Source organism: Catellatospora coxensis (assembly GCF_016862635.1).
In the GTDB taxonomy this organism is placed as follows: Bacteria; Actinomycetota; Actinomycetes; order Mycobacteriales; family Micromonosporaceae; genus Catellatospora; species Catellatospora coxensis.
The window spans coordinates 32,441-51,956 of record NZ_BONI01000033.1 but is presented as its reverse complement, the minus strand read 5'-3'; the positions used below and the strand labels follow the sequence as shown (position 1 = coordinate 51,956).

The 19,516-nt window shown below is 71.7% G+C and carries 22 protein-coding genes; 10 read left to right on the top strand and 12 right to left on the bottom strand.

From position 1 onward, the window contains the following. Positions 1-35: 35 nt before the first annotated feature. The 11 genes from Cco03nite_RS20090 to urtA form a co-directional block, all read right to left on the bottom strand. Entirely contained in the window at positions 36-752 is a 717-nt protein-coding gene (locus tag Cco03nite_RS20090) for an urease accessory protein UreD (RefSeq protein WP_203693683.1), read from the bottom strand. Next, on the bottom strand, positions 752-1,489 hold the full coding sequence (gene ureG / locus Cco03nite_RS20085; RefSeq protein WP_203693682.1) for an urease accessory protein UreG: 738 nt from the start codon (positions 1,487-1,489) through the stop codon (positions 752-754). The genes Cco03nite_RS20090 and ureG overlap by 1 nt, the downstream gene beginning before the upstream one ends. Beyond that, positions 1,479-2,186 (bottom strand): urease accessory protein UreF, encoded by a 708-nt coding sequence (locus tag Cco03nite_RS20080; protein WP_203693681.1) that lies wholly within the window; start codon positions 2,184-2,186, stop codon positions 1,479-1,481. Before Cco03nite_RS20080 ends, ureG begins: the two co-directional genes overlap by 11 nt. Beyond that, entirely contained in the window at positions 2,186-3,892 is a 1,707-nt protein-coding gene (locus Cco03nite_RS20075) for an urease subunit alpha (protein ID WP_275412062.1), read from the bottom strand. Before Cco03nite_RS20075 ends, Cco03nite_RS20080 begins: the two co-directional genes overlap by 1 nt. A 160-nt stretch (positions 3,893-4,052) precedes the next feature. After that, positions 4,053-4,322, bottom strand: a complete 270-nt coding sequence (locus Cco03nite_RS20070; RefSeq protein WP_239167500.1) for an urease subunit beta — start codon at positions 4,320-4,322, stop codon at positions 4,053-4,055. A gap of 32 nt (positions 4,323-4,354) precedes the next feature. Then, positions 4,355-4,657, bottom strand: coding sequence for an urease subunit gamma (locus tag Cco03nite_RS20065; RefSeq protein WP_155375192.1), 303 nt, complete (start codon positions 4,655-4,657; stop codon positions 4,355-4,357). An 11-nt stretch (positions 4,658-4,668) separates the two neighbouring features. After that, a complete protein-coding gene (gene urtE, locus Cco03nite_RS20060) occupies positions 4,669-5,361 on the bottom strand; it encodes an urea ABC transporter ATP-binding subunit UrtE (RefSeq protein WP_203693724.1) in 693 nt (230 codons plus the stop codon). Then, positions 5,361-6,131 (bottom strand): urea ABC transporter ATP-binding protein UrtD, encoded by a 771-nt coding sequence (gene urtD / locus Cco03nite_RS20055; protein WP_203693679.1) that lies wholly within the window; start codon positions 6,129-6,131, stop codon positions 5,361-5,363. Before urtD ends, urtE begins: the two co-directional genes overlap by 1 nt. 31 nt (positions 6,132-6,162) lie before the next feature. After that, positions 6,163-7,254, bottom strand: a complete 1,092-nt coding sequence (gene urtC / locus Cco03nite_RS20050) for an urea ABC transporter permease subunit UrtC (RefSeq protein WP_239167499.1) — start codon at positions 7,252-7,254, stop codon at positions 6,163-6,165. Then, on the bottom strand, positions 7,251-8,138 hold the full coding sequence (gene urtB, locus Cco03nite_RS20045) for an urea ABC transporter permease subunit UrtB (RefSeq protein WP_203693678.1): 888 nt from the start codon (positions 8,136-8,138) through the stop codon (positions 7,251-7,253). The genes urtC and urtB overlap by 4 nt, the downstream gene beginning before the upstream one ends. 64 nt (positions 8,139-8,202) lie before the next feature. Continuing rightward, a complete protein-coding gene (gene urtA / locus Cco03nite_RS20040; protein ID WP_203693677.1) occupies positions 8,203-9,447 on the bottom strand; it encodes an urea ABC transporter substrate-binding protein in 1,245 nt (414 codons plus the stop codon). Positions 9,448-9,941: 494 nt separating this feature from the next. On the opposite strand from urtA, the gene Cco03nite_RS20035 reads away from it, so the two are divergent. From Cco03nite_RS20035 to Cco03nite_RS19995, 9 genes are all read left to right on the top strand, one after another. After that, positions 9,942-10,274, top strand: a complete 333-nt coding sequence (locus Cco03nite_RS20035) for a PadR family transcriptional regulator (RefSeq protein WP_203693676.1) — start codon at positions 9,942-9,944, stop codon at positions 10,272-10,274. Continuing rightward, on the top strand, positions 10,271-11,104 hold the full coding sequence (locus Cco03nite_RS20030; protein WP_203693675.1) for a hypothetical protein: 834 nt from the start codon (positions 10,271-10,273) through the stop codon (positions 11,102-11,104). Before Cco03nite_RS20035 ends, Cco03nite_RS20030 begins: the two co-directional genes overlap by 4 nt. A 164-nt stretch (positions 11,105-11,268) precedes the next feature. Next, a complete protein-coding gene (locus tag Cco03nite_RS20025; protein WP_203693674.1) occupies positions 11,269-11,412 on the top strand; it encodes a hypothetical protein in 144 nt (47 codons plus the stop codon). 28 nt (positions 11,413-11,440) lie between these two features. Continuing rightward, a complete protein-coding gene (locus Cco03nite_RS20020; protein WP_373314279.1) occupies positions 11,441-12,736 on the top strand; it encodes a sensor histidine kinase in 1,296 nt (431 codons plus the stop codon). Continuing rightward, positions 12,733-13,413 (top strand): response regulator, encoded by a 681-nt coding sequence (locus tag Cco03nite_RS20015; protein ID WP_203693673.1) that lies wholly within the window; start codon positions 12,733-12,735, stop codon positions 13,411-13,413. The genes Cco03nite_RS20020 and Cco03nite_RS20015 overlap by 4 nt, the downstream gene beginning before the upstream one ends. A gap of 81 nt (positions 13,414-13,494) precedes the next feature. Continuing rightward, positions 13,495-14,388 (top strand): ABC transporter ATP-binding protein, encoded by an 894-nt coding sequence (locus Cco03nite_RS20010; protein WP_203693672.1) that lies wholly within the window; start codon positions 13,495-13,497, stop codon positions 14,386-14,388. After that, positions 14,385-15,476 carry an ABC transporter permease gene (locus Cco03nite_RS20005; RefSeq protein ID WP_203693671.1) on the top strand — a complete coding sequence of 364 codons (1,092 nt, stop codon included), beginning with the start codon at positions 14,385-14,387 and terminating at the stop codon, positions 15,474-15,476. Before Cco03nite_RS20010 ends, Cco03nite_RS20005 begins: the two co-directional genes overlap by 4 nt. Before the next feature lie 207 nt (positions 15,477-15,683). Further along, positions 15,684-15,941, top strand: a complete 258-nt coding sequence (locus Cco03nite_RS20000) for a hypothetical protein (RefSeq protein WP_203693670.1) — start codon at positions 15,684-15,686, stop codon at positions 15,939-15,941. 24 nt (positions 15,942-15,965) lie between these two features. Next, entirely contained in the window at positions 15,966-16,685 is a 720-nt protein-coding gene (locus tag Cco03nite_RS19995) for a hypothetical protein (protein ID WP_203693669.1), read from the top strand. Positions 16,686-16,698: 13 nt separating this feature from the next. Here the strand turns inward: Cco03nite_RS19995 and Cco03nite_RS19990 are convergent, their stop codons facing one another. Then, positions 16,699-17,685 carry a hypothetical protein gene (locus Cco03nite_RS19990; protein WP_203693668.1) on the bottom strand — a complete coding sequence of 329 codons (987 nt, stop codon included), beginning with the start codon at positions 17,683-17,685 and terminating at the stop codon, positions 16,699-16,701. A gap of 162 nt (positions 17,686-17,847) precedes the next feature. On the opposite strand from Cco03nite_RS19990, the gene Cco03nite_RS19985 reads away from it, so the two are divergent. Next, positions 17,848-18,420 (top strand): hypothetical protein, encoded by a 573-nt coding sequence (locus Cco03nite_RS19985; protein WP_203693667.1) that lies wholly within the window; start codon positions 17,848-17,850, stop codon positions 18,418-18,420. The last annotated feature ends 1,096 nt before the right edge of the window (positions 18,421-19,516 follow it).

The window sequence follows — 19,516 nt, the reverse complement described above, 5'->3', positions numbered from 1 at the left end:
TCATCCCCCGGATGGAGAGCGCTCTCCGCTCGGCGTCACGCGCCGAGGAAACCGCGCAGCGTGTGCGCGTCCGGTGCGGTGGCGCTGACCAGCGTCGCGGGGCCGGTCAGCGGCATCCGTACCGCGGTGGCGCCCAGCATGGCGGGCGGCGCGGGCGCGGCGGCGGGGTCGACGAGCAGCAGCGAGCCGGTCGCCCGTGCCCCGCCGAGCACGGCCGGGCCGTCCCAGCCGGGCGTGCCCGGCCCGATCGTCAGCGACTGGCGCAGCAGGGGAGCGCCGTCGTAGTCGACCGACGTGCTGACCACGGCGTCACCGGGCTGTTCGTCGTGCCGCCCGCAGATCAGCTCCTCCCGCCACACCAGCCGGCCCCCGCCCGCCAGCTCCACGGTGGATGTCGCCTGGTGGCGGCAGCCCGCGGCGGCGACCAGCTGCTCCGGCAGCCAGCGCAGCTCGCCACCCGCCGCGACGGTCGCGACGACGGTCGTGCGGGACGGCGCACCGTCCCGGCCGGGCAGGGCGATCGAGGCGGCGACGGAGCGTACGCACAGCGACGCGCCCTCGCCGACCTCGATCTCGATGCGCAGGTCGTCGCCGCCGAGCGGCCCGGCGGCGCTGCCGATCAGGTGCACCGTCGCCGCCGCCGAGCCGTCCGGGGTGTGCCGCAGTTGCAGGGGCGGCTCGCCGCGCAGGCGCGCCAGCCGGGTGCCGCCGCGGCCGTCGGCCTCGGCGACGATCCTGGCCAGCGCCCGCATCAGTGCGCCCCGGCGTGGACGTGGTCGTGGCCGTGGACGCCCACGGCGTGGGCGACGACGTGGCGTACCCAGTCGGCGACCTGGCTCGCGTGCGGGTCCTGCGCGATGGACTGGAAGATCGTCGGCAGCGTGCCGCGGCGGGCGCGGGCGTCGCGGTCCATCACGGACAGGTCCGCGCCGACCAGCGGGGCGAGGTCGGTCTTGTTGATGACGAGCAGGTCCGCGGTGGTGACGCCGGGCCCGCCCTTGCGCGGCACCTTGTCCCCGCCCGCCACGTCGACGACGAAGATCTGCTGATCGACCAGGCCCTTGCTGAACGTGGCGGTGAGGTTGTCGCCGCCGCTCTCGACCAGCACCAGGTCCAGTGGTCCGAGCGCTTCTTCCAGCTCCTCGACGGCGTCGAGGTTGGCGGAGATGTCGTCGCGGATCGCGGTGTGCGGGCAGCATCCGGTCTCGACCGCGCGGATGCGGGACGGGTCGAGCACCCCGGCCCGCTTGAGGAAGTCGGCGTCCTCGGTGGTGTAGATGTCGTTGGTCACCACCGCCAGCCGCAGCTCGCCGGCCAGCGCCCGGCACAGGGCGGCGACGAGCGCGGTCTTACCGGACCCGACCGGCCCGCCGATGCCGATGCGCACCGCCCGGTCCAGTCGCGGCAGCGGCGGGTGCGGGTCGACGCCCGGCTCCGGGTGGGTGTGGGGCACCGTTTCGTCGTGGTCGTAGGCGTGGTCAGCTCGCAAAGAGACGCACCTCCCAGGTGGCGTGCAGTTCGGCGGAGATGTCGGCCAGCGGCGCCGCGTGGGCCGGCAGCTCCTGCGGGGACTTGTGGGCGACCGCCGCGGCGGCTGCCGCGATCTCGTCGCATACGCCGGCCATCCTGGCCAGCAGGTTCTGCACCTGGTACGGGTCCAGCCCGAGCAGCCGCACCGCCGCACTGGCCGGCCCGGTGAGCACCCCGTACGCCGCGACCTGCGCGGCCTCCTCCGTGGACAGTCCCGCCGCGGCCGCCGTCACGCCCAGCGCCAGCGGCTGGTGCGGCCCGTCCGCATGCTTCGGCAGGTGCCCGTACACCTCACTGGGCCAGGTGTTCCGCCCCGCCCGCAGCAGCGCCCTGCCCTGCCGCCGCGACGCCAGCCGCAGCGCCGGCGACACCGTCCGCGCCTCCAACTCCCGATCGAGGGAAAGGAAGGGCACCTTCACATCGCTATGTGTACTGCAAGGTGCCCTTCCCATCCGCGCAGCGGACAGGTGGGTGGCGGCGGTGAAGGCGGCGGTGACGGGGGCGGCGTAGGAGAGGCGGCCGTGCAGGAAGGCTTCGAGACCGGGCAGGTCGGTGACCCGGCCGGCCGCGACGGCCGCTTCGAGGCCGCTGGAGTGGGCGTGGCCGCCGGACGGGAACCGCCCGTCGGCCAGCAACAGGTACGCGGTGCGGTGCATCAGAAGAGGAAGTACCGCTGGGCCATGGGCAGGACCGTGGGCGGGTCGGGGTCGACGACCTCGCCGTCGATGCGGACGGTGAACGTGTCCGCGTCGACCTCGATGCGCGGCATCGCGCCGTTGTGGGGCAGGTCGGCCTTGCCGCGCGAGCGCACGTCGGCGACGGGCACCATTGCCCGCTTGACGTCCAGTTCCAGGCCCGCCTCCAGGGCCGCCGGGGCGACGAAGGCGAGTGAGGTCTTCGCGGGCACGACGCCGTACGCGCCGAACATCGGGCGGGGCAGCATCGGCTGCGGGGTGGGGATGGACGCGTTCGCGTCGCCCATCTGCGCGTACGCGATCATGCCGCCCTTCATCACCAGGTGCGGCCGGACCCCGAAGAACGCCGGGTCCCAGACCACGAGGTCGGCGAGCTTGCCGGGCTCGACGGAGCCGATCTGCTCCTCCAGGCCGTTGGCCATGGCCGCGCAGATGGTGTACTTCGCGACGTACCGCTTGGCCCGGTTGTTGTCGGCCGACGAGTCACCGGCCAGCGAGCCGACCCGGTCCTTCATCACGTGCGCGGTCTGCCAGGTGCGCAGCACGATCTCGCCGATGCGGCCCATCGCCTGCGAGTCCGACCCGATGATCGAGATCGCGCCGAGGTCGTGCAGCAGGTCCTCGGCGGCCATCGTGGACGGCCGGATGCGGCTCTCCGCGAACGCCAGGTCCTCCGGCACGGCCGCGTTCAGGTGGTGGCACACCATCAGCATGTCCAGGTGCTCGGCCAGGGTGTTTCGGGTGTAGGGCCGGGTCGGGTTCGTCGACGACGGCAGGATGTTGGGCAGGCTCGCCACCGTGATGATGTCGGGCGCGTGGCCGCCCCCGGCCCCCTCGGTGTGGTACGAGTGGATCGCCCGCCCGTTGATCGCGGCCAGGGTGTCCTGCACGAACCCGGCCTCGTTCAGGGTGTCGGTGTGGATCGACACCTGCACCCCGGACGCGTCCGCGACCCGCAGGCACGCGTCGATCGCCGCGGGCGTGGTGCCCCAGTCCTCGTGCAGCTTGAACCCGCCCGCCCCCGCCCGCAGCTGCTCCCACATGGCCTCCTCGGAGACCGTGTTGCCCTTGCCGAGCAGCAGCACGTTCACCGGGAACGTGTCCAGCGCCTCGAACATGCGGGCCAGGTGCCAGGCGTTCGCGGTGACGGTGGTGGCCTTGGTGCCCTCGGCCGGGCCGGTGCCGCCGCCGACCAGCGTCGTCACCCCGCCCGCCAGGGCCTCGTGCACGAGCTGCGGGCAGATGAAGTGCACGTGCGTGTCCACGGCCCCGGCGGTCACGATCTTGCCGTTGCCCGCGACGACCTCGGTCGCCGGGCCGATGACCAGATCAGGGTGTACGCCGGGCATGGTGTCGGGATTGCCGGCGCGTCCGATCGCGACGATCCGGCCGTCGCGGATGCCGATGTCGGCCTTGACGATGCCCCAGTGGTCCAGGATCACCGCCCCGGTGATGACGGTGTCCAGCGCGCCCTGCGCCCGGGTGGCCCGCGACTGGCCCATCGACTCGCGGATCACCTTGCCGCCGCCGAAGACGGCCTCGTCGCCGCCCGCGCAGCGGTCCTCCTCGACCTCGATGAGCAGGTTCGTGTCGGCGAGCCGGATACGGTCACCGGTGGTGGGGCCGTACAGCGCCGCGTACCGCTCGCGGCTGACCAGGATCGTCACAGACTCTCCCCTGACTGGCGGGTGGCGGGACGGGCGGGTGCGACGCGGGCGCTTTCCATCGACGTTGGCCTATTGCGTCGAATTCCACGGCTCATTTTTCGTCGGGATAGGCCAACGTCGATGGCGGGCGGGAGGGGGCGGTGCCGAGGGGGAGTGCGGGTCACAGGTGGCCTCCGCATTCGCCGCGTAGGCCGGGGACGATGCGTGCGCCGCCCAGCGGGACCAGGTCGACCTCGCGGGTCACGCCGGGCTCGAACCGCACGGCGGTGCCCGCGGGTACGGCGAGCCGTTGTCCCCAGGCGGCGGTGCGGTCGAAGGACAGGCCTGGGTTGGCCTCGGCGAAGTGGTAGTGGGAGCCGACCTGCACCGGCCGGTCTGCGGTGTTGACCACGGTCAGCGTGGTGATCGGCCGGTCGATGTTGATCTCCACGGGGCCCTCTCCGAAGAGGATCTCGCCGGGGATCACCGGATCGGGTGGTGCACGGTCACCAGCTTGGTGCCGTCCGGGAACGTGGCCTCCACCTGCACCTCCTTCAGCATCTCGGGGACGCCGGGCAGGACGTCCGCGCGGGTGAGCACCTGGGCCCCCGCGTCCATCAGGTCCACGACGGTGCGCCCGTCGCGGGCGCCCTCCAGCAGGAAACGGGTGATGATCGCGACCGACTCGGGGTGGTTGAGCAGCAGGCCGCGGGCACGGCGCCGCTCGGCGACGTCGGCCGCCACGTGGATGAGCAGCCGTTCCTGCTCATGCTGGGTGAGGAACATGAACCGTCCTTCTACACGGTGAGGGCAGCGCGTACGGCGGGTTCGGCGCCGGTGCCGCCCGCGCCGGATGACGTCACTCTGCCGGATTCGAGCACGTGGTAGCGGTGCGCCGCGCGCAGCGCGAAGCCCAGATGCTGCTCGACCAGCAGCACCGACAGCCCGTCCACCCCGGCCAGGGACAGCACCGCCTGCTCGATCTCGGCGACGACGTTGGGCTGGATGCCCTCGGTCGGCTCGTCGAGCAGCAGCAGCTTCGGCCGGGTGATCAGGGCGCGGGCGATGGCGAGCTGCTGGCGCTGCCCGCCGGACAGCAGCCCGGCCCGGCGGCGCAGCAGCCCGTGCAGGGCCGGGAACAGGTCCAGCGCCGACGCCATGGCCTGCCTGCCGCCGCGCCGCCCGTCGGCGACCAGCTGCAGGTTCTCGGCCGTGGTCAGGTGCGGGAAGCACTGCTGGCCCTGCGGCACGTACGCCATGCCGCGCGCGACCCGCACGTGCGGTGGCAACTTCGTGACGTCCTCGCCGCCGAACAGCACCATGCCCTGCTTCGGCCGGAGCAGGCCGATCGCGGCCCGCAGCAGCGTGCTCTTGCCCGCCCCGTTGTGCCCGAGCACGGCGGTCACCGTGCCGTCGTCGACGGTCACGTCGACGCCGTGCAGCACGGTGCTGCGCCCGTACCCGGCGAACACGCCCTCGATCCGCAGCATCACGCCTCCGCTCCCTGCGCCACCGGCTCGTCCGAGGCGTGTCCGAGGTAGACCTCCTGCACCTTCGGGTCGGCCTGCACCTGCGCGACGGTGCCCTCGCTGAGCACCTTGCCCGCGTGCAGCACGGTGACGGTGCGGGCGAAGCGGCGCAGGAAGTCCATGTCGTGCTCGATCACCACGACGGTGCGCTCGCCGGCGACCTTGCCGAGCAGCTCGCCGGTGGCCTCCCGCTCCTCGTGGCTCATCCCGGCGACGGGCTCGTCGAGCAGCAGCAGCCGGGCGTTCTGCACCAGCAGCATGCCGATCTCCAGCCACTGCTTCTGCCCGTGCGCCAGGGTGCCGGCGAGCGCGTCGCGCCGGTCTGCCAGCCCGATCGTCTCCAGCGTGTACGCCACGTCGTCGGGCACCGCCCCGCGCCGGCGCAGCATCGCCCACGGGCTGCGGCCCGCGCCCGCCGCGATGTCGAGGTTCTGCAGCACCGTCAGCTCCTCGAACAGGGCCGCGGTCTGGAACGTGCGGCCCACGCCCAGCCGGGCGATGCGGTGCACCTCCCGCCCGAGCAGCTCCTGCTCGCCGAACAGGGCCGAGCCGGTCGCCTTGACCAGCCCCGTCACCGCGTCGACCAGGGTCGTCTTGCCCGCGCCGTTCGGCCCGATGAGGAACCGGATGTCGCCCGGGGCCACGTCCAGGTCGACGCCGTCGACCGCGACGAACCCGTCGAACGCCACCCGCAGCCCGCGGATGCGCAGGCCGCCCGCTGTCTCGCTCATGCCCTGCCCCTTCCTGCCGCACCGATGTGGTTCACGCCGCCGCCTCCTTCACCAGCACCGGCTGCTCCGCCGGTGGCGCGGGTGGCACCGCGGCCTCCCGGCGGCGCTTGACCAGGCCCCACAGCGAGGCCAGGCCACCCGGCAGGAACGCCACCACCAGCACGAACATCGCGCCCTGCAGGTAGGTCCAGGTGCCCGGGAAGCGCTCCGACAGGGCCGTCTTCGCCCAGGCCACGGCGACCGCGCCGAGCACCGGGCCGAGCAGCGCCGCCCGGCCGCCGACGGCGACGCCGATCACGAACTCGATCGACGGCACGATGCCGATGAGGGCGGGGGAGATGATGCCGACCGCGGGCACGAACAGCGCCCCGGCCAGGCCCGCCATGCCGGCGGCCACGACGTACGCGACGAGCTTGACGTTGGCGGGGTTGTAGCCGAGGAAACGCACCCGCTCCTCGGAGTCGCGCACCGCGACGAGCAGCTCGCCGTAGCGGGAGTGCATGAGCTGCCGGGTCAGCGCGAGCAGGGCCAGCAGCACCCCGGCGATGATGAAGTAGACCATGCGCTGGTTGACCGGGTCGTCGAGGTCGTAGCCGAAGAAGCCCTCGATGTCGGTGAGGCCGTTGGTGCCGCCGGTGGTGCCCTGCTGTCCGATCAGCAGGATCACCATGGCGGCGGCCAGGGCCTGGCTGAGGATCGCGAAGTAGGCGCCGCGCACGCGCCGCCGGAACACCAGCGAGCCGAGCCCGAACGCGACCAGCATCGGCAGCAGCACCGTGGCGGCCAGCGCGAACACCGGGTTCGCGAACGGGGCCCACCACGCGGGGAGCTCGTCGAGCTGCCCGTACAGCTGCATGAAGTCGGGCATGTCGCCCTCGCCCGCGTCGGCGAGCTTGAGATGCATGGCCATCGCGTAGCCGCCCAGGCCGAAGAAGACGCCCTGGCCGAGGGTGAGCAGGCCGCCGCGGCCCCAGGCCAGGCCGATGCCGACGGCGACGATCGCGAAGCACAGGTACTTGGCCAGCAGGCTGAGCCGGAAGTCGGTCAGCAGCGCGGGGGCGGCCGCGAACAGCACCACCGCCCCGAGCCCGAAGCCCAGCCAGGCCCGCACGCGCGGGCTCACGCCAGGCTCCTGGTCCGCAGCGTGAACAGGCCCTGCGGCCGCCATTGCAGGAACGCCACGATGGCGATGAACACGATCACCTTGGCGACGCTGAGCGTGGTCAGGTACTCGACCATCGCCTGCAGCATGCCGAGCACGAAGGCCACGATCACGCTCCCCTTGAGCTGCCCGATGCCGCCGACCACGACGACGAGGAAGGCGTCGATGATGATGTTGGTGCCCATGGTCGGGCCGATGGGGCCGAGCAGGGTCAGCGCGACCCCGGCGACCCCGGCCAGGCCGGAGCCGATGAAGAAGGTGAGCCGGTCGACGCGCCCGGTCGGGATGCCGGAGACGGCGGCCAGGTCGCGGTTCTGCACCACGGCGCGGATCCGGCGGCCCAGCGGGGTGAACTTGAGCGCGGCGGTCAGCGCGGCGACGGCTAGCACGACCAGGCCGAGGATGAACAGGCGGCTGTTGGCGATGCTCAGGTCCGCGCCGAGCGAGGTGCTCTCGGTGAGGATGTCCGGGGCCGCGGTCTGCACGTTGGGCGCGCCGAAGACGTCCCGGGCCAGCTGCTGGAGCATCAGCGAGACGCCCCAGGTGACCAGCAGGGTGTCCAGCGGCCGGGTGTACAGGCGGCGGATCAGCGCCCATTCCAGCAGCACGCCCATCGCGCCCGCGACGGCGAAGGCGATGGGCAGGGCGACGAGCAGCGACAGGCCCGCGTCGGTGATGGTCTGCTGCAGCACGTACGTGGTGTAGGCGCCGGCCATGATGAACTCGCCGTGCGCCATGTTGATGACGTTCATCTGGCCGAAGGTCAGGGCCAGGCCGAGCGCGATGAGCAGCAGCACCGCGCCGATGCTGACGCCGGTGAACAGCTGCCCGAGGATCACTGTCATGCGTTGCCGCCTTGGGACGGGGCGGTGGAGCGGCCACGTGGACCGCTCCACCGCCGACGGTGGGTCAGGACAGGCCGGTCGCCCAGGTGTAGCCCTTGAGGTACGGGTCCGGCTTGACCGGGCCGCCGGAGTTCCACACCTCGGTGATCAGGCCGTCGTCGCCGATCTTGCCGATGCGCGCGGTCTTGTGGATGTGCTGCGTCGCGCCGTCGATGGTGACCAGGCCCTCGGGGGCCTCGAAGGTGACGCCGTCGGAAGCGCCCTTGACCTTCTCCACGTCGAACGAGCCGGCCTTCTCGACCATGGCCTTCCACAGGTAGACCGACACGTACGCGGCCTCCATCGGGTCGCTGGTCGGCTTGTCCGCGCCGAACTTCGCCTTGTACGCCTTCACGAACTTGTCGTTGGCCGCGCCCGTGGTCGTCTGGTAGTAGTTCCACGCCGTGAGCTGGCCCGCGAGGTACTGCGTGCCGATGCTCTTGACCTCCTCCTCGGCGATCGACACCGATACGACCGGCATCGACGCGGCGGTCAGGCCCGCGGACTTGTACTCCTTGAAGAAGGCCACGTTGCTGTCGCCGTTGAGGGTGTTGAACACGGCCTCGGCCTTGGACGCCTTGACCTTGTTGACGATCGTGCCGAACTCGGTGCTGCCCAGCGGGGCGTAGTCCTCACCGAGCACGGTCAGACCGTTGGCCTCGGCGTACGCCTTGATGATCTTGTTGGCGGTGCGGGGGAAGACGTAGTCGCTGCCGACCAGGTAGACCGACTTCTTGCCCTGCGCCTTGAGGTAGTCCAGGCCGGGCACGATCTGCTGGTTGGTGGTCGCGCCGGTGTAGAAGATGTACGGCGACTGCTCCAGGCCCTCGTACTGCACCGGGTAGAACAGCAGCGCCTTGTTCTCCTCGAAGACCGGCTTGACGGCCTTGCGGCTGGCCGAGGTCCAGCAGCCGAACACGGCCGCGACCCGGTCCACCTTGATCAGTTTCTCGGCCTTCTCCGCGAACGTGGGCCAGTCCGACGCGCCGTCCTCACCGACCGGTGCGATCTTCTTGCCGAGCACGCCGCCCGCGGCGTTGATCTCCTCGACGGCCAGCATGATGGCGTCGCGTACGGTCACCTCGCTGATGGCCATGGTGCCCGACAGCGAGTTGAGCAGGCCCACCTTGACGGTGTCGCCCGAGGTGTCGGCGGTGACGCCGCCGGCGGTGTCGTTCTCGCCGGTCTTGCTGCCGCAGGCGCTGACGGCCAGCGCGGCGGCCAGGGCGACGGCGCCGGCCGCGAGCCGGCGTCGGGGGAATCTGAGCATGGTGGGGTATCTCCCTGTTTCGGCGGAGCACAGGTCAAGGGGGAGAAGCACCTGGGCGCAGGACGTCGGCGTCCTCGGCGTGGCGCATGCCGGCCCGTGGCGGTGCGGAGATCGGTCCTATGCGGATGCCGGCAGCGCGCAGCGGAGGCTTCGTCCGGTTGTGCCGGCCCGTGGGCGTCCGCCTGAATGCCAGGCACGGACAGCGTCGGGGAGCGGAGTTTCAGTTGTGTTTCATTGCCGTTGATATGGCGTATCTGTACGTGTGAAATCCAGCTGCTGACCTGCGAAAACAGCAAAAGCCGACACCACTGGGCCGCATCGGGGTGCGGCCTTGGCGTCGGCTCTGCGAGCTATTCGGACTGAGGTGTCGGCTCCGCCGCGTCAGCGGAGAAGCTTCACACAAGAAGTATCTTGAGCGCTCCCGTGTCCTGTCAAGACAGGCGAGGCGGATCCATGCCCCCCAAAGACGACGGACCCTATGTAGAGTCTCTACCATGAATGCCGAACTGCGTATGACGGTGCCGGTGGCCCGCGTGCTCGCGGCCCTCGTCGCCGATCCCACCGGCGACCACTACGGAATGGCGCTGATGCAGGCATCCGACCTGCCCAGCGGCACCCTGTATCCGATCCTCGCCCGGCTGACCGAGGCCGGCTGGCTGGACAAGCGCTGGGAGGAGGTCGACCCGTCCGAGGCCGGCCGACCCGCCCGCGCGTACTACCGGCTCACCCCGGCGGCGCTGCCCGTCGCCCGCCAGCGCCTCGCGGAACTGCACGAGCGCACGCGCCCGGCGTCGGCGCACACCGTGACCAAGGAGGCCACCGCATGATCAGGCGCGTCTGCAACAGGTTCCTCACCGCCGCGGCCCGGCGCTGGCCGGCGGAGCTGCGCGACGAGATGCTCGCCGAGTGGCGGGCGGAGCTGCACGCCATGCCCGGCACCGCCCGGCGGCTGCGGTACGCGGCCAGCCTCGCCGCGTCGCGGCCGCACCGTGCGGAGGCGGTGGCGGTCCGGCCGGGTCGGAGCTTCGCGCACGCGGTGCTGTCGCTCGTGCTGGTGATGGGGATGGCGGTGCTGTGCGTCCGGATCACCATCGACTGGTACACCGGGTTCAGCGAGGAAACCATCGCCTGGCAGGCCTGGGCCGCCGCCGGTGGCCTGGTGATCGCCGTCGGGCTCGGGATCATCTGCGCACGGGTCACCACGGGGGTGACGCAGCTGATCCGGCCGGTGTTCACACCGCTCTGGATCTGCGGCATCGTATACACGATGTCGCTGTCCTGGCCCTTGGTGGAGGGCTACCAACTGACCCGGTCGGCGGTGATCGACCAGACCTGCTGGCTGCTCAGCGCGGTTGTGCTGTGCGCGCTGGCCGGCCGGATCGCCCGGTCCGGGCGGGTGGCGCTCTCCTGGGCGGTCGTCGGGGTGGCCGTACTCGTCTCGTTCTACTTCGCGCACATGCACAACACCCTCAGCCACTTCGACTCACCAGGGATGGAGATGTTCTTCGACGGCGCGTTCCTGCGCGGATACCTCGTCGCCGTCGTCACGCAGTGGTTCCTGCACCTCACCATCTTCCTGCTCGTCTACGCGCACAGCCTGGTGCTACGGCACCAGGCCGGGCAGGCGCAGGTGTCGCTGCCGCCCGTGCCCGCCTGATCCCGGGATCGCCCGGCCGCGCCGATCGCCACTCCACCGGACGATCGGCGCGGCAGGGTTTCGCCGTCCGAACGCGACCATCGGCGGCTCCCGGGCACGGGCCCGCGCCCGTACCATGACGCCATGCCGGCATCCAGGGCGCCATCGACCACGGCCGGTGCGGCATGAGCCGTGATTCCGGGCCCGGGGACGACCTCGAACCGCTGGGCGAGGACGAGTTCGAGGAGCTGTACGAACCCGGCGCCGTCGAGGCGCGGCTGGGCACGGCCGTCGCGGACCAGGTCTCCTCGGGCACGGAGTTGGCGTAAGACGGTGCCCCTGTGTCAGGGTCGCTGCGTGACCACCCTGGCGACCCCCGACGGCTGGCGACGCCCCGGCCCGACCGCCGAGCAGCGGCGCGCCGACCTGTTCATCGGGCTGGCCGTCACCGCGCTGGCGCTGTTCAACCTGACGCTGACCACCAGCGCGGGCGTGTTCCAGCTCGGTCCTCCGCCGAGCGTGCCGGAGCAGGTGTTCTGGGCGGTCGCGGTGACGCTGCCGCTCGCGGTGCGGCGCCGGTGGCCGATCGTCGTGACCCTGGTCGTCTCGGCGGCGTTCATCGTCGCGCAGGTGCGGGCCGCCCCGGAGATGCAGCTGGCGACCGGGTCGCTGTTCTGCTCGATGTACACCGCCGGGGCCTGGGCCGGTGACCACCGGCGTTCCCGGCAGGTGCGCGCGGGCATCATCGCGGCGATGCTGGGCTGGCTGGTGGTGTCGATCTGGCTGTCGGTGGACTCGGTTCCGGCGGACGCGTTCGAGGACGCGGCCGGGCCGGTCCCGCCGCTGCTCGCCACGATCGTCAACGCGGTGCTGGTCAACGTGCTGATGTTCGGCTTCGCGTTCTTCGCCGGCGAGACGGCGTGGGTGGCCGCGCGGCGGCAGCACCAGCTGGAGGTGCAGGCCGAGGAGCTGCGCCGGGCCCGCGACGAGGTGGGGGAGCGGGCGGTGATGGTCGAGCGGCTGCGCATCGCCCGGGAGCTGCACGACGTCGTCGCCCACCACGTGTCGGTGATGGGGGTGCAGGCTGCGGCCAGCCGCCGGGTGATGGACAAGGACCCGGTGCGGGCGCGTACGGCGCTGGAGGCGATCGAGCAGAGCGCCCGCACCGCCGTCGACGAGCTGCGGCGCATGCTCAGCCTGCTGCGCCGGGGCACGGGCACCGACGAGGGCCCGGCCACGGTCGGCGTCGAGCGGGCCGAGCGCCTGCTCGACGGGGCCCGGGACGCGGGCCTGACCGCCCGGTTCGGGGTGTTCGGCACGCCGGTGCCGCTGCCGGACTCGCTGTCGCAGGCCGCGTACCGGATCGTGCAGGAGTCGGTGACCAACACCCTCAAGCACGCCGGGGCGAGCACCATCGATGTGCGGATCCGCTACCTGGCGCAAGAACTGGAGGTGGAGGCGACCGACGACGGCCGGGGCGGGCGGATGGCGGACGGCGGCCTCGGCCTGATCGGTATGCGCGAGCGCGTCGCCGCGCACGACGGCACCCTGGAGGTCGGCCCGCGGCCGCAGGGCGGCTTCCGGGTGCGGGCCAGGTTCCCGCTCGCGGCGCAGCCGACGTGCCCGGCTGAGACGGCGGAGGCGGTGGCATGACCGGGGCAGAGCCGGGCGTGATCCGGATCCTGGTGGCCGACGATCACCGGCTGGTGCGTACCGGGTTCCGGGTCATCCTGGAGACGGAGGACGACCTGACGGTGGTCGGCGAGGCCGCCGACGGGGAGCAGGCCGTCGCGCTGGCCGCCTCGACCGCGCCCGACGTGGTGCTGATGGACGTGGAGATGCCCGGGGTCGACGGGCTGGAGGCGACCCGCCGCATCACCGGGGCGGGCGACGGGCCGGCGGTGCTGATCCTGACCACGTTCGACCGCGACGACTACCTGTTCGCCGCGTTGCAGGCCGGGGCCAGCGGGTTCCTGCTGAAGAACGGCTCGCCGGAGGCGCTGATCGAGGCGGTGCGGGTGCTGGCGCGCGGCGACGCGCTGCTCGCCCCGGAGATCACCCGGCGGGTCATCGCGAAGTTCGCCCGGCCCGTCGCCGCCCCGCCCGCGGGTTCGGCGCAGGAGCTGAAGGAGCTGACCCCGCGCGAGTACGAGGTGCTGGTCCTGCTCGCCGGCGGCGCGACCAACGCGGAGATCGCCACCCGGCTGTTCCTCGGCGAGGCCACCGTGAAGACGCACGTCAGCCGGGTGCTGGCGAAGCTGCGGCTGCGCGACCGCACCCAGGCGGTGGTGTTCGCGTACGAGCACGGCGTGGTCACCCCGGGCGGCTGATCCGGATCCTCCTCGCGGCGGAGGGAAGATCGATCCCCGGGCGGACGGCAGCCCGCCCCGGCACACCTAGCCTCTGCGGGTATGACGAAAGTGCTACGCCTCGACGCGGTGAGCCGCAGGTTCGGCGACCGGCAGGTGCTCGACGGGGTGTCCTTCGACGTCACCGCCGGGCGCATGACCGGGTTCGTCGGCGCGAACGGCGCGGGCAAGACCACCTCGATGCGCATCATCATGGGCGTGCTCGCCCCCGACGCGGGCGAGGTGACCTGGGACGGCTCCCGGCTGACCCGCCAGGTTCGCCGCCGGATCGGCTACATGCCCGAGGAGCGCGGCCTCTACCCGAAGATGACCGTCCGTGACCAGCTGGTCTACCTGGGCCGCCTGCACGGCCTCGGCGCCGAAGCGGTGCGCCGCAACGCCGAGGACCTGATCGAGTGGCTGCGCCTGGGCGAGCGCGCGGGCGACCCGCTGGAGAAGCTGTCGCTGGGCAACCAGCAGCGCGCCCAGATCGCCGCGGCGCTGATCCACGACCCGGACATCCTGGTGCTCGACGAGCCGTTCTCGGGCCTCGACCCGCTGGCCGTCGACACCGTCGTGGAGGTGCTGCGCGACCGGACGAAGCGGGGCGTGCCGGTGCTGTTCTCCAGCCACCAGCTCGACGTGGTCGAGCGGCTGTGCGACGACCTGGTCATCATCGCCGGCGGCCGGATCCGCGCCGCCGGCCCGCGCGGGCGGCTGCGCAGCGAGCACGCCCTGCCCCGGTACACGCTGACCGTCGACGGCGACGCGGGCTGGCTGCGCGACCAGCCCGGCGTACGGCTGCTCGACCTCGACGGCGCGCACGCGGTCTTCGAACTCGACCCGTCCGCCGACGACCAGCAGGTGCTCCAGGCGGCGCTGAGCCGTGGCCCGGTGCGCGCGTTCGGCCCCGTCACCCCGTCCCTCGCAGAGATCTTCCGGGAGGTCGCCCAGTGAACACCTTCGAAGCCGTGCGCATCGTGGCCGCCCGCGAGGTGCGGGTGAAGCTGCGCGACAAGGCGTTCCTGTTCAGCACGGCGTTCTTCCTGCTGTTCGCGATCGGGGCGACGGTGGTGCCGGCGATGTTCGCCGACGGGGCGTCCACGGTCGCGGTGAGCGGAACCGCTCCTGCCGCCCTCGACGCCGCCGGGCTCGACGTGCGCTCCGTCGCCGACGACGAGGCCGCGCGAACCCTGGTCCGCGACGGCGAGGTCGAGGGGGCGCTGCTCGCCGACGGCACCGTGATCGCCCTGACCGACGCCCCCAATGACCTGGTCAACGCCCTGAGCACCCGGCCGGCCGTCGAGCTGCTCGACCCGAGCGCCGTCGACGACACGCTGGCGATCCTGGTGCCGATGGTCTTCGCCATGATCTTCTTCTTCGTGTCGCTGACGTTCGGCCTGCAGATCGCGCAGAGCGTCACCGAGGAGAAGCAGACCCGGGTGGTGGAGATCCTGGTCGCCTCGGTGCCGGTGCGGGTGCTGCTGGCGGGCAAGGTGCTGGCGGGCGCGGCGCTGGCCCTCGGCCAGATCGCGCTGATCGCCGTGGTCGCGCTCGCCGGGATGCGGTTCTCCGAATCCGGCGGCGCGCTGCTGACCCTGCTCGGGCCCGCGATCGGCTGGTTCCTGCCGTTCTTCCTCGTCGGCTTCGTCATGCTGGCGGCGCTGTGGGCCGCGGTCGGCGCGCTGGCCAACCGGCAGGAGGACCTCAACGGCGCGTCGATGCCGCTGCAGATCCTGGTCCTGCTGCCGTTCTTCGGCGTGGTGATGTTCAACGGCGACCCGGTCGTGATGAGGGTCCTGTCGTACGTCCCCTTCTCGGCCCCGGCGGCGATGCCGGTGCGGCTGTTCCAGGGCGACGCGGCGGCTTGGGAGCCGGTGCTGGCGCTGGTCGTGCTCGCCGTCAGCGCGGTGGCCGTGCTGTCCGTCGGCGCCCGCCTCTACGAGGGCTCCCTGCTGCGCAGCAACGGCCGCACCTCGCTGGCCACCGCCTGGCGCGACCGCGAGGCCCGCCGCCTCGCCGACCTCGAAGCCGAATCCGCCTGACCCACCCCACCCCCACCCGGGTGATCATGAACTTATGGCACGGTTCGACGGCGTGTCGACGGCACAACTTCATGATCACCCCGGGTGTGGGTCCGACCGGGCGGCGCAGTTTCTGCGGGGATAGCGCACGGGGAAAGCCGTCTGGCGATGGGAATGTGCGGTTTTGACACGTTCGCTCGTTACTTGATCGTGCGGGAACGTGAGGGCGTGTCGATCAGGCTCGTGATCAGGAGCGAGGGCAGGACGTACGTGCGTGTGACCTGGCTACGCAACCGGCATGCGGCGCTGTCCACGTCCCGGGCGGGCCGGGCGTACCTCGCCGCGGTGCGCGACCTGCAGGTTGCCGTGGGAAGGCTGCGCGCCGCGGGGGCCTATCCGGGCGGGACCGACCAGGTCACGGCGTACCGTCAGGTCCGCTCGGCCTGGCTCGCGGTCATCCTGTCCCGGCACCGCCTGCAGCGCTGACACACGATTCGAGGAGACCGCACCGTGCCCGTGCACCCGCTGGCCGACCCGCTCGCCGAACTCGACGGGCAGCAGGCGCAGTTCGACTGGGACGCCCACGACGTGATGCGCCTGGACGAGCGCTACCGGGCCCGGCACCTGCCCCTGCTGGACGAAGCGCCCCGCCCCGCGCCGCACCCCGGTGAGCTGCGTGAGGCGGAGTACTGGCCGCCGATCCGGTCGGTGGTCCTGCCCGTCGACGACGCCGCCCTGCGCGCCGACGCGGTGTTCGCCGCCTTCCTCGACGAGCTGCGGGACGCGCTCGGGCCGCAGGTGTGGTGGCCGGGGCTCGCGCTGCGCGCCGACCGGGTGCACACGACCCTGGCTCCGGAACTCGACCCGGCCACGACGCTGCCCGGCGCGCCGCTGCCCCCGATCAACCTGATCGTGCGGGGCCCCTGGGTCGGCCGCCACAACACCGGCCGCGTCTACCTGCCCGTGCAGGCCGCCGACGGCACCTCGGTCCGGCGGCTGGAGGCGGTCCGTGCGCTGGTGGGAGCCGAGCGCCGGCCGATGCTCGCCGGCTACCTGCAACTGACCGGCGACCTGACCGGCGAGCCGTACGCGGCCATGCGCCGGCTGGTCCGGCACTACCAGACCCGGGTGCGGGTTCCGATCACGCCGTCCGAGCTGTGGCTGATGGACACGATGGACGACCTCGTGCTGCGCTCCCGCATCGTGCAACGCGTCCCCTGCGGCGCATGACCGCCCCGGTCCCTCAGCCCAGCTCGTCCAGCAGGTGCGGGGTACGCAGGTTCGGCGCGACCTGCGCGCGGCGCTCGACATAGGTCACCAGCACGGTCGGGAACAGCAGCATGGCGACCGGCAGCTCCAGGGCGGCCGACGCCGCCACCGCCGCGAACGCGAACCCCGCTCGTTCGCCGATCGTGCCGCCGAACCCGGACATTGCGGCCGCCCCGTCGATCACCTGGTTGTAGCGGTACGCGAGGAACAGCACGACCCCGGGCACCGCCAGGCGCACGACAGCGGGCCAGAACGCGCTGTTCACGGTGTCGAAGGCCCGCACCAGCGGCCTGCGGTGTTCGAACAGGACCGCCGGGCCGACCATTCCCGCGATCATCACCAGGTAGCCGAGCACGATCACCGCGGGCACCAGACCGGCGAACGAGAAGGCGGAGGCGAAGCACAGCACGACCAGGAACACGACGACGAAGGCCAGCACGTAGGCGACCAGGCTCCAGGCGAACATCGCCGGCACCCGGCGTAGGCCGAACCACAGGGCGCGCGAGAGCTGCACGGGCAGTCCCGCCGCCTGGCGCACCGCCGACCAGGTCGCCGCGGCGTACCCGAGCAGCCGGAACGGCAGCGCCACGACCAGCATGAGGCAGACCACCATCAGGACGCGGACGGTGAGCTTCTCGGCCAGCACGTCGTCCACGGCCGCGGCCCGCGCGAGGTCGCTGTCCCAGAGCGCGAGCAGGCCCCCGACCGCGAGCGCGTACAGCACGAAACCCGGCAGCGCGTGCGTGATCGCGAAGATGGCGAGCTGCTGCTGCCAGCCGCGCCGCAGCACGCCGGCGACCTTGCGCGCCCAGCCGGTCAGGCCCTCGCCGGGCAGGTTGACCAGCACTTCGGGACCGCTGGCCCGCTCGACCGGGAACGCGTCGTCGGGAGGCAGGAAACCGCTGCTCGGAACGGCGCCCGGGAGCGGCTGGGGGTCGTTGATGGACAACGCGTACTCCATGATCGCGGGGTGGTGGCGGCCAGTGTGTCACGTGTCCATCACGGCCGTCGTCCGCACGGCCGGACCGGCGGACGCGCGCCTTCGGCATGGCACACGCCAAGTGCGGCTCGTCGCGACGGCCGCGCGATAAGGTCACCCCAGCAAGATCCGGTTGGGGGGCCGATGGACGTGCTGGACGTGGAGTCCGCTGAGCAGGCGACGCAGCCCGACGGCGGCCGGGCGCGTCACCGGCGGCCGCGCGGACGACACCGCAGGCTGCGCGCCGGTCTGGCGTTGGTCGTGACCGTCCTGCTGTCGCTCTGGTACGCGCTGTCGCGTGAGCACACGCCGCACGACCCGCGCGCGTACCCCGGCAGCCAGTCGCAGGACCTGCCCGGCACGCTGCACCGCTACCATCTGGGCCTGCCGGACTGCGCCGCGCGCGGCGTGCGCTTCTACCGGTACGCCGAGTGGGAGGCGGACTCGTTCTACCTGCACTTCACCGGCGACCGGCACTGCATGAACCAGTTCCTGGTGCTCAACGGCATGTTCCTGACCGGCGGGCGGACGGAGACGGCGGGCCTGCCGTTCGACGCGAAGACGACCGCGGGCTTCGGCTGGCCGCAGGACCCCGAGCGGCGCTACCGCTCGGTCCGGCACCGGCCGCTGCTCGGCGGGGTGCTCGTGGACGTGGCGGTCGCGCTGTACGAGTCCGGTGACGCCGCCGAGGTGTACCTGCACGCCGGCATCGTCTGACCCCGGCGCGCAGGCAGGGCCCGGCTACGGCTGCAGCCAACGGGAATCAGTCACGTGCGGCCGGTGCTCGGGGGCGCGGGTCGGCCTGGCCGCAGACCGGTAGAAAGACTGTGGGGCCTTTGGGAGGGCTTGGCGTAGACGACCAAAGCCATACCTGAAGGCCCCACCCTCGTCACCTCGACACACCGAAACGGGCTCAGGCTCTGCCACATCTCAACCGGCGGCCAGCCCTCTGACCTCACCATTTAACGGGCGCTAAGACTCACTCCGACGCTGCTGCAACTCTTCTGGCGGCACCGGCTGCGGATTGAGCAGCACCTCCGGCGGATCGGTTGCCGCCGCGACAAAGTACTCGGAGTACAGCAGCGGCGGACCAGCGAAGAGCCCGCTCGCTGCACTGATCGTAGCTGGCATGACATACGCCGGCTGAAGATAGCTCTGCGATTCCCGTCATTCACCGCAGAAGCCGCCCTTGTTCGATTGAAAGGCCGCTATCTCGGTAATCACCAGACCGCCCGTGACGCAGATTCAAGACAGATGATCGCCCCACAGGATATCCCGTGTGATATCGCCATCAGGTGTATCGACGGAATTCGGTACATGACAACCGACTGCCCAGACGGCTCGGGCGACACGGTCGCAATAGGCTCGTGCGACAACACTCGCCTGATTCAACTACTTGGTCGTGGTCGTAGGTTGAGACGTATCAACCTCAGCCGATAATACGAATGCGGCCTTAGGCTTTGCTTCTGCTTAGACGGGGTCTCGTTGGCAGACACATGTGGCACCGCTTGTTGCTGGTAAGGTGTGAATACCGTCGACAAGTGGTGCCACAAGCGTTTCCAGCTCTCATCCCCGAACACCGAATCGCCACCAGGCCGCGGTTACCGGCGGCTGCACGCTGTACTCGCCGCGATTCTCCGTGTGGTATGAGCCGATCCTGATGGGCCCCGCCCCCTCGTTCGGCCTCGGCAGCTCCGCCATCACCCACCGCCGTTTCGCCAAATCGACTGACTCCCCAGGCATCACCCCTGCACCTTGACGTGCTCGACTGCTCAGGTTGGCCGGGCAGATCGAATCACCCCGCGCCGCCGTC